General features: G+C 65.7%; 9 protein-coding genes. 2 read left to right on the top strand and 7 right to left on the bottom strand.

Annotated features, from left to right (window positions below; translation table 11 throughout):
- The first annotated feature begins 89 nt into the window (after nucleotides 1–89).
- Nucleotides 90–551, top strand: coding sequence for a YbjN domain-containing protein (locus ACT6Y9_RS05450; protein ID WP_443743781.1), 462 nt, complete (start codon nucleotides 90–92; stop codon nucleotides 549–551).
- Between the two features lie 177 nt (nucleotides 552–728).
- Here ACT6Y9_RS05450 and ACT6Y9_RS05455 read toward each other — a convergent pair whose 3' ends face one another.
- The 6 genes from ACT6Y9_RS05455 to ACT6Y9_RS05480 form a co-directional block, all read right to left on the bottom strand.
- A complete protein-coding gene (locus tag ACT6Y9_RS05455; RefSeq protein WP_443743782.1) occupies nucleotides 729–2228 on the bottom strand; it encodes an FAD-dependent oxidoreductase in 1500 nt (499 codons plus the stop codon).
- A 188-nt stretch (nucleotides 2229–2416) separates the two neighbouring features.
- Nucleotides 2417–3073 carry a response regulator transcription factor gene (locus ACT6Y9_RS05460; protein ID WP_443743783.1) on the bottom strand — a complete coding sequence of 219 codons (657 nt, stop codon included), beginning with the start codon at nucleotides 3071–3073 and terminating at the stop codon, nucleotides 2417–2419.
- Nucleotides 3031–4428 carry a sensor histidine kinase gene (locus tag ACT6Y9_RS05465; RefSeq protein WP_443743784.1) on the bottom strand — a complete coding sequence of 466 codons (1398 nt, stop codon included), beginning with the start codon at nucleotides 4426–4428 and terminating at the stop codon, nucleotides 3031–3033. Before ACT6Y9_RS05465 ends, ACT6Y9_RS05460 begins: the two co-directional genes overlap by 43 nt.
- Nucleotides 4425–4901: a hypothetical protein gene (locus ACT6Y9_RS05470; protein ID WP_443743785.1), complete on the bottom strand. Its 477-nt coding sequence runs from the start codon at nucleotides 4899–4901 to the stop codon at nucleotides 4425–4427. Before ACT6Y9_RS05470 ends, ACT6Y9_RS05465 begins: the two co-directional genes overlap by 4 nt.
- A gap of 165 nt (nucleotides 4902–5066) precedes the next feature.
- On the bottom strand, nucleotides 5067–5495 hold the full coding sequence (locus tag ACT6Y9_RS05475; protein WP_443743786.1) for an META domain-containing protein: 429 nt from the start codon (nucleotides 5493–5495) through the stop codon (nucleotides 5067–5069).
- Between the two features lie 270 nt (nucleotides 5496–5765).
- Nucleotides 5766–6998, bottom strand: a complete 1233-nt coding sequence (locus tag ACT6Y9_RS05480; RefSeq protein ID WP_443743787.1) for a dicarboxylate/amino acid:cation symporter — start codon at nucleotides 6996–6998, stop codon at nucleotides 5766–5768.
- A 462-nt stretch (nucleotides 6999–7460) separates the two neighbouring features.
- Between ACT6Y9_RS05480 and ACT6Y9_RS05485 the strand changes: the two genes are divergently transcribed.
- Entirely contained in the window at nucleotides 7461–8306 is an 846-nt protein-coding gene (locus ACT6Y9_RS05485) for a ZIP family metal transporter (RefSeq protein ID WP_443743788.1), read from the top strand.
- A gap of 161 nt (nucleotides 8307–8467) precedes the next feature.
- Here the strand turns inward: ACT6Y9_RS05485 and ACT6Y9_RS05490 are convergent, their stop codons facing one another.
- Complete coding sequence (locus ACT6Y9_RS05490; RefSeq protein WP_443743789.1) at nucleotides 8468–9589, bottom strand: MBL fold metallo-hydrolase; 1122 nt, start codon at nucleotides 9587–9589, stop codon at nucleotides 8468–8470.
- Between the last annotated feature and the right edge of the window lie 73 nt (nucleotides 9590–9662).

Here is a 9662-nt window from a genome sequence, read left to right on the forward strand (position 1 = left end):
GAATCTCCGTCCTTCAGGGCGGAGAGGATGTCAAACCCGGGCGCCCGAGTGCGCCCGGAAAATCCATCCAACAGGAGAAAGAGTTCATCATGAACCAGGCAGGCCTCATCGAACGTGTCACGCGCTTCTTCAATGCGATCGAATTGGAGTATGAATTCGATTCGGACGCCAAGGTCTTCTTCGCCGGCAGCAAGCTCGACTGCCGTCTTGAGCGCTGCCGCATCGTGATCGATCCGGAGGACGATCTCATCAAGTGCTACGCGTTCCTCCCGAATGTGGACGAGGCGCACCGCCCGGCGGTCGCCGAATTCATCACCCGCGCGAACTACGGCCTCAAGCGCGGCAACTTCGAGTTCGACTTCTCGGACGGCGAAGTGCGCTACCGCATGTACGTGGACTGCCCGGAGGACGCCGGGGAGCCTTCGGACGAGCAGCTGGGCCACATGCTCGTCATTCCGGTCGGGATGCTCGAGCAGTACGGCAACGCTTATCTCGACGTCGCGGAGGGCCGCAAGTCGCCCGCTGAGGCGATTCTCGACGCGGAACGCTGATCCTTCATTGAACGCCGGCCGCCGGCCCAGAGGACGACACGCCGGAAGGCCCGAGGAGTTCTGTGAACCCGGAGTCGGGCACGGCGCGCCCGGAACGGAAAAAGGCTCCGGCGGTTTCCCTGCCGGAGCCTTCCGTCCTTCAGAAGGGCGGGACGAACCCGCCCAGAGGACGTGCGGTTACTTGGCGCTCTTCAGGATGTGCTCGACCGCCATGCGGCCGGAGTTGATCGCGAAGGACGAAGCCGTGCCTTCACCGACCTTCAGGTCGTAGGAGTCGCCGTACACGCCGCCCGCGTCATGACCGATCGCATAGAGACCGGGGATCGGGTGCTCGTGCTTGTCGAGAACCTGCAGGTCCGCATTCACCTTGACGCCGTTCAAAGACGTGAGGGTGTTCAGCTTGCCGCGGACGATGTAGAAGGGGCCCTGGTCGATCGTGCGCAGGTAGTACGGATCCTTGCCGAACTGTTCGTCCTTGCCCTGCTTGGCGTACTTCGTCATGCGCTCGGTGGTCGCGCGGAGCACTTCGGGAACCATGCCAGCCTTATTGGCGGCCTCTTCAATCGTGTTGCCGATGAAGACGTTGCCCTTCGCTTCGTTCTCCTTCAGGAGCTTGTCGAGTTGCGTGGCGGCCTGATGGCGCTGGATGAAGTTGCCGCAGGGGTTGGGATAGCCCTTGCCTTCGGTCGAAATCTCCTTCTTCGTCTTCTCATCGAAGACGATGTAGGTGTATTCACCCGTGCGCGCAATGGCGTTCGAAGCGGTCGGCCAGTCGATCGTGAGTTCCTCATTGAAGAAGCGTTCGCCCGTGGAGTCCACATAGAGGAGACCCTGGCGGAAGAGCGCGCGGACCTCCTTGTTGGGGCCGTTGCAGATCGCTTCGCCCGGAGCCGGCATGAAGGCGCCGTTGATCATCATCGGGCCGATGTTGTCGCCGACGGCGCCGGCCTCAAAGGCCATGCGGATGCCGTCGCCCGTGCGGCCCGGAGCGCCCACCGGGATCATGTCGATGCCGGTGAGTTCCTTCACCATCTTCTCGTTGAAGTTGTAGCCGCCGGTCGCGAGAATGACGTTCTTCGCATGGACGGTGATCGTGTCGCCCTTGTTGTTTTTGGCGACCACGCCCTCAACCTTGCCGTCCTTGATGATGAGCTTCTCGGCGGGGGTGGAGAGGAGAAGTTCGCCGCCCTTTTCCTTGAAGGTCTTCACCATGGCCTTCGGGAGCGAGCCGGCGCCCGGATAGATGTGCCACGTGAGGACGTCGTTGTTGCGCCAGGCGGTCTTCACTTCCTTCCAATGCACGCCGTGGTCATCAATCCACTGAATCGTATCGGCGGACTTGTCGACGAAGGCCTTCACGAGCGGAGCGTTGATGCGCCAGTGATGGTAGGCGGCCATGCGGTTGAAGGCCTCGGTCTTCGTGAGCTTCACGCCCTTTTCCTTCTGCAGGAAGCTTTCCGCGGCGAACGACCCTTCCATGAAGTTGCCCGCGCCGCCCGCGAAGGCGTTCTTCTCGAGCATCACGGTCTTGAGGCCGCCTTCGACGGCGCTCACGCCGGCGACCGTTCCGCCCGCGCCGGCGCCGACGATCACGAGGTCGACGTTGTAGGTCTGGTCGGCGGCCATGGCGCTCGTCATGGCGAGGGCGACGGCGGCGGCAAGCATGACTTTCTTCATTGTTCTCCTCCTTGAGAGCTGCGGTCCTGCGCCCTGAGGGCCTGAGGTGCGGCGCGGGCGGGATCCGGAATCAATCTGCAGTACGTAGTTTCGAGGCCGGATTGCTTAAGCAATTCGACGGGGCGCAGATCCCGCGGAATGCGTGGGTGAGGAGAAACCCGAAGTGAGCGGGCGCGCGGCCGCAGGCTTCAGCCGCGCGCGAGCTCGGCCTGCGCGGCGCGAATTGCCGGGATGAGGAGTTCGAACTGCTTGACGGAGTGCACGCCGAAGGCCTTGTAGACGTTGGAGCGGTAGACCTGCGCGGTGCGCACGGAGAGTCCCATGCGCTCGGCGACTGCGGCGTCGTTGAGTCCTTCGGTCATGAGCTCGAGCACGCGCCGGGGCTGCTCGGAGAGGCCGGCGAGAACCGCCGCGGCGTTCTGCGGCACGGCGGCGCCCGCGAGCGTGAGGCGGCTCTCGTCGACGGCGCGCTGAATCACGGCGAGGAGTTTCTCGGGATCCACGGGCTTCAGGAGAAAGTCCCGTGCGCCCGCCTTCAGGGTCGTGATGGCAGCGTCGATGTCGGCGTAACTCGTGATGAAGACGACGGGAAGCCGGGAGCCCCGGGCGGCGAGTCGCCGCTGCACGTCCGGACCGGAGAGGTCGGGCATCCTCACGTCGAGGAGCAGGCACCCGGGCTCGGCGGAGTTGAGGTCCTTGAGGAAATCCGCGCCCGAGGCGTAGGCGCGCACGCGCCAGCCTTCGCACTCGAGCATGAATTTGAGCGAGTCGAGGACTTCCGGATCGTCGTCGACGATGCGGATCACGGGGTCGGGGAGCTGGGTGAGGGCGTCTTTGGCGGGCATGACGGGGAGTCGTCCGGGAGGACGGGAAGCGTGAGGAGCGCGGCGGCGCCGCCTTCGGGGCGCGGCCGCAGCGAGAAGCTCCCGCCGTGGGCTTCGGCGATGGAGCTGATGATGATGAGGCCGAGTCCGATGCCGTTCTCCTTCTGCGAGGCGAGCGGCGTCATCGAGGTCTGGAGCTTTTCGGGCGTGAGCGCGCGCCCGGTATTTACGACCGAGAGGAGCGCGCGACCGTCCTTCACCTCGATGAGCGCGTCGGGGGCGTCCCCCGCGGCTTCCGCGGCGTTCTTGAGGACGTTGAGGACGGCGATGGAGAGTTCGAGCTCGTCGCCCTTCACCGTGACGGGCGCAAGTGCGATCTTCGCGGGGGCGAGGAGCCTTCCGGAATGTCTGAGGTCCGCGGCCGTGTTCTCCACCATCAGGTCGAGCCGGACGGACGTTTCGCGCGAGGTGCGGCCCTTGGCGTAGGCGCGTACCTTCTGCAGGATGCTCGCGGCCTTTTCGCTCTGCTCTTCAATGGTGCGCAGCGCCGAGAGGAGCGCCTCCTCCGTGCCGCGACCCTGACGGACGAGCGCGGCGAGGCCTCGCGCGCGGTAGCGGATCGCCGAAAGGGGCTGCCCCATCTCGTGGGCGAAGATCGAGGAGAGCTGGCTCACGACGCCCAACCGCGATAGGGCGGCCGAGCGCTCTTCGGCCGCCATCGCCTTCGCCTCGGTCTCGAGCTGCCGGCGGTGCGCTTCGGCGAGCGCCCGGGCGCGGCGCTCCGCGAGGCGCTCGACGGAGAGCCAGTGCATCACCCAGCCGGCCAAGAGCACCGTGAGGACGATGATGATCTCGCGGTATTCATCCCAGATGCGGGCGACGGTCCAGGCGCGCAGGTGCGCGTAGGGGCCCATGCGGATCAGGTGGAAGAGGTCGTTGACGCGCTCGAACTCCGTGGCGATGCTCCAGCCGAGGCCGCTTGTCGGGTCCACGGGCATCTCGAAGAGCGCCCGGGCGACAGACTTGGTGAGCGCCGGGTCGATGCTCGATGTCACGGCGACGGTCCAGCCCGGATAGAGGTCCGTCGAGCGCAGGCACGCCTGGTTGCCGCCCCTCTTGAGTGCGACGGGCTTGAAGACGCCGTGCAGCTCCGGATGGAGGTCCATGAGCGTCTCGTATTCGCAGACGCGGAAGACGCCCACGTCGGCGCGCCCGCTGCGCAGGAGGTTGAGGACCTCGGGCGGGCGGTCGTCGGTGAAGACCTCGCGCACGAAGAAGTCGTCGGGGTTGAAGCCGGCGAGTGCGATCTCCGCGAGCGGAAGCTGGTAGTTGATGAAGTTCGCGCGGTTGTTGAAGGCGGCGCGCAGTCCCCTCATGTCGGGTCGGCGATCGAGTTGACGTCCGTGCGGTCCGAGCGCGTGACGAAGAGCGCCGCGGTGAAGCGGTTCGGATCGGGAAAGCGCTGCGTGTAGACGGTGGCGAGCGCATAGGCGCCCGACGGGAGCGCTTCGACGTACTGGCCCGAACTCATGAGCGCGAAGTCCACCTCGTGGCGGCGCACCACTTCAAGGAGGTCCTTGAGCTCGTACTCGACGAAGTCGAAGCGCACTTCGGGAAGCGACCGGCGCAGGTACGCCGAGAGCGGCCGGCGGATGTCGGGTTCGCCCGGCTGGTAGTTCTGCTCGCCGTAGGCCTTCATGGGCTTGAGGTACCCGAAGCGCACGAAGGGCCCGGGGATTTCATCCACTTCGACGGTATGCCGGAGGACGGGCTCGGGCGTCGGCTCGCTCCGCATGCCGGCGGCGGGGAGTGCGAGCAGGAGAAGCGTCGTGAGGAGCGCGCGGAGCATGGGTGGAGGACGGGCCGTCGGAAAAGGTCCCCACACAATAGCGCGGGAAGGCGCTCTGCGGTTTTCCTCCGTGCGCAGAGGGACCGACAACCCCAAAAACAGAAAGGCACCGCGGACCGGAGTCCGGCGGCGCCTTGCGGGCGGAGAGCAGTCACGCTTGAAGCGTCAATCGCACTTGCCCGGACGTTCGGGCACGAGCGTCGTGAGCTTCCTGCCGTCCTTCGTCCAGAGGTCGATCCCGTCGCCCGACTTCGTGATGTAGGTCGTTTCCTTCAGCAGGCCGAGGAACTGCTGCTCGACCTTCATGAAGGCCGGAGCGCAGAGCTTCATCGTCGTGCCGATCTCGCAGAGATCAACCTTCTTGCCGTCCTGCTTGTACTGGCCGAGCAGGCGGTTGCAGCCCGCCGACCCGGAGAGGTTCCCGTCGGCGCCGAAGTTGAGCGTGGGCGGGAGTTCGCAGTCCTCGCTCACGCCGCCCGTCCACATGAAGTTGCGGCCGGCGAGTTCGGCCGCTTCGCCCGCAGGGCCGCCCGTGGCGGCGCAGCCGGCGAGAAGGGCGGCGCAGAGCGCGGCGGGAAGAATCGCTTTGATCATGGTGGGGGAACCTCGTGAAAGTCTGTTGCGCAGGAGGCGGCATGCCGCGCTCCTTCGGGAGAATGTTTTCGATCCCCGCATCCTACCGTATGGAGGCGGAGCGCTCGGCGCTTCGTAACAGTCGGCAAAGAAGTCGTGCAGGGCGGAAGGAAGCAAATGAAAAAAAGGCCGGGAGAGCGGCTTTGCAGCTGCCCGTCCGGCCCTTCTCCTTCTTCTCGGGCGGGAGGCACCGGACGATGTCCGGGCGCCCTCCGCCGCAAAGGGATGGAACTACATTTCGCCTTCGACGTAGGGTTCCTTGTTGAGGTCGCCCTCCATGTTCGAGACGACGAGCGCGGCGGCGACGTCGCCCACCACGTTGATCGACGTACGGATCATGTCGAGGATACGGTCGATGCCGGCGATGAGCGCCACGGCTTCGAGCGGAATGCCGACCTGCGTGAAGACCACCGTCGTCATGATGAGGCCCGCACCCGGGACGCCGGCGGTGCCGATGGCGGCGAGAACGCCCATCAGAACAACCGTGAGCTGGTCGCCCAACGTGAGCGGAATGCCGAACACTTCAGCCGCGAAGATCGCGCAGACGCCCATGTAGACGGCCGTGCCGTTCATGTTGATCGTGTTGCCGAGCGGAATCGAGAAGGAGGCGATCGCCTTCGAGGCGCCGAGCTTGCGGGCGGCATTGAGGTTCGCCGGGAGCGCGGCGGCCGACGAGCACGTCGTGAAGGCGACGAGCCACGGCTCGAAGATGCCCTTGAAGAACTTCACCGGACCGGTCTTGCCGAAGATGGCGACCATCGGCAGAAGAATCACGATCACGAGGGTCGCCGTCGCGAGGAAGGACGTCACGATGAGCGAGAAGAGCGGCAGTAGCACCGAGAGGCCGTGCTTGGCAACCGTGAAGGAAATGAGGCCGAAGACGCCGATCGGGGCGTAGCGCATCACGTAGCCGGTGACGCGGATCATCACGTCGCCCACAACTTCAAAGAAGTGGAGCACGGGCTTGCCGCGTTCGCCAAGGGCCGCAAGACCGAAGCCGAAGATCACCGCGAAGAAGATGATCTGAAGCATGGAGCCCTTGGCCATGGCTTCCATCGGGTTGATCGGCACGATGTTGAGGAGCGTGTCGGAGAGCGCCGGGGCCTTCACGGCCTTGGCGGCGAGGCCGTCGGTCGAGAGGTTGAGGCCGAGACCCGGCTGGATCAGGTTTGCGAAGAGCAGGCCCATCGCGACCGCGATGGCCGTGGTCACGCCGTAGACGCAGAGGATCTTCACCGCGACGCGGCCGAGCTTGGAGGTGTCGGAAATGCCCGCCGCACCGGCGATGATGGTGGCGACCACGAGGGGAACGACCACCATGCGGATCAGACGGATGAAGAGCGTGCCGAGGGGCTGGAGGTAGGTCTGAGCAAACGAGGTGTCGACGAATGCGCCGACCACCACGCCGAGTGCGAGGCCGATCATCATCTGCCACGCTAGCGATATCTTGCACTTACATGCCATGAGATTTCTCCTGCGCCCGGGATGGGCGTGAGATTGGGTGAGAGAAGCCGGAGGGCGCGCATGCCCAACAGGCCTGCAGAAGCCCTCATAAAGGCTCTCTGACTTGATTCGATTATATGATCGAGAATTTCCGTAGAATCAATCAGATTTATTAAGTATTGGTACGTAATGCGGACATTTGGAGGGAGCGGAGGAGGCAAAAACTCACATTTATCCGAGGGGTTGTAACGAAACGTTTGTAAAGTCGTCTGCAGGTTTCTTGCCTTATGTCAAATACGGAATCCCGTCCGATGGGAGCGACTCGGTCCAGATTGATTGAAAAACGGGCGTTTCGGGGTTTTCTGCGGGGGAGAGAGGTCGTTTCTAGGCTGAAAGGTGCAGAATGCGGGTTCCACCGAATGCGGTTTCTCCGCAGACCAAGCATTCCTCCCTACGTTTTTTCCACAATACTCAGGGCGGATCATGAGCATCCTGTTGATTCTTGAGGTTTTTCTCGCGAACGCCGCCACCCGCGCGCTCGCGCTCGGCTGCGCCTTCTGGCTCGTGGCGAAGCCTCTGGCGCGCTCGGCCGACGCGCTCCTTGCGGGTGCCTGCGGGTTTCTGCTCACGATGGCGTTGACGCACCTCCTCCCCGAGGCCTTCGAGGCCGAGGGGGCGGATCCGCACCGGCTCGGGCTCGCGATGCTCCTCACGGTTGCGGTCTTCTTCGTCCTCGGACGGCTCATCGGTGCGGGTCGCGCCGGACACGGGCACGCGGACTGCGGCCCGGCGCCGGCGCAGAGCCTCCCCGGGCTCTTCTCGGCGGCGGCCCTTCACGGCTTCGTGGACGGCGTGCTGATCGCCACCACCTTTCTCGTGAGCGAACGCGCCGGGTGGCTCGCGGCCCTCGCCGTCCTCGCCCATGAGCTCCCGCAGCAGGCCGGGTTCCTCGTGATCCTGCGCTCGGCCGGAAGGTCAAGCCGCGCGGCGGTGCTTTTCTGCCTCGGCACGGCTTTGGCGGCCGTCTTCGGCGGCTTCGCCGGGCTCGCGGCCGTCGGGTTCTTCGAGGGGCTGCTGCCCTATGCGCTCGCGATGTCTGCGGCCTCCTTCACGTACATCACGCTTTTTGCACTCCTCCCAGAAGCGTTTGAAGGGTGCGCGGGGCTGCGCGCGAACCTCGCCCGCCTCGCCTTCGTCTTCGCGGGCGGCGCATTGTCGCTCCTGCTCCTCGGCTTCGCCCACGATCACGAGGACGCCCACGCGGCGGGCGTGGAGATTCACGCGCCGCACGCCGAGGCGCCGGCGGAATTCCCCCACGCACACGACTGAAGCGCGTCCGGCGCTTGCAGCCCCTTCTGCGGCATTTCCTCCGCTCCGGTTGATCTCCTCCGGCACCGCCCTTTGAGGCGGACGTGAATGCCGCGCCCTTTGAGGTGCAGGGCGGGCCTCGAGCGCCGCGAGCGGGCGCCGCTCTCTACGATGCGTTTGGACTAGACGCGCTCCCACCAGCGGTGGAAGACGGGCCGCAGCGCCGGGTCGAGCGCGACGGGCTCGCCGATGATCGGCGTGGCGAGTGCGAGGCCGAGTTCATCGGCGGTGCGCACGGCGTTCTCGAGCGGATCCTTCCACGGGTGGTGCGAGATGCAGAACTTGGAGTTGTGGATCGGCATCACCGCCCGGGGTGCGAGCGTCTGCGCGGCGCGCCGCCACGAGGGCGGCAGCAGGTGCACGCCCGGCCAGTCCTCGTCGTACTGACCGTCTTCGAGCAGCGCGAGGTCGATCGTCGGGAAGGCCTTCCGGATCATCGCGAAGTGCCGCCCGAAGCTCGTGTCCCCTGAGTGATAGAGCCGGAAGCCTCCGGCTTCGAGCATGAAGCCCGCCCAGAGCGTCTGGTTGCCCTGGAAGGTGCGACCGGAGAAGTGCTGCGCGGGGAGCGCCGTGATCGTGAGGGATCCGTCCCGCGTGGACTCGAACCAGTCGAGCTCGGTGATGCGCTCCGGCGCCCAGCCCCAGAGGTCGAAGTGTGCGCCCACTCCGAGCGGGCAGACCACCCGCGCCACGCGACTTCTGAGCGCGACCGCGGTCGCGGAGTCAAGATGATCGTAGTGGTCGTGCGTGATGAGAAGGACGTCCGCCGGCGGAAGGTCGCCGGTTTGGAGCGCGTCCGCTCCGGGAAAGGGCTTGTAGAAGCCCGGAAACGGGAACGCCTGGTGCATCGCCGGGTCAATGAGGAGGCGCCTGCCGCCCATGCGGATGAAGAACCCCGAATGCCCGAGCCACGCGAAGTGGTCGTCGGGAAGATCCGCGAGGCGCGAGGAGGCGTGGGGCATGGGGCCTGCGGGGAAGCGCCCGGGATTGGACTCCGTGAGAAAGGAGAGCATGATCTCGGTGCGCGACTTCCCGGACTTCGACGTTTCGAGCGGATCGAGGTTGCGGAACATCCCGTCGGCCCAGTTGGGCGACGCCTTGATGCGCGCGAGCCGCTCGCCCGTGGGCTGGGTGCCGATCTCGGGACGCGAGAGCGCCCACCCGCCCGCCGCGGTGCCCGCGGCTGCGAGTCCGAGAAGCGCGGCGCCGCCGCGGATGAGTCTGCGTCGAGTATTGCTGGACATTCCTCTCTCCATTGATCCGCCGGGGCGCGCGGTCCCGCGGGCGGTTCCTGGTGCGGCGCAGATCGCCGCTAAC

Origin of the sequence: Sutterella sp. (assembly GCF_052272535.1) — a bacterium.
GTDB lineage: Bacteria > Pseudomonadota > Gammaproteobacteria > Burkholderiales > Burkholderiaceae_F > Sutterella.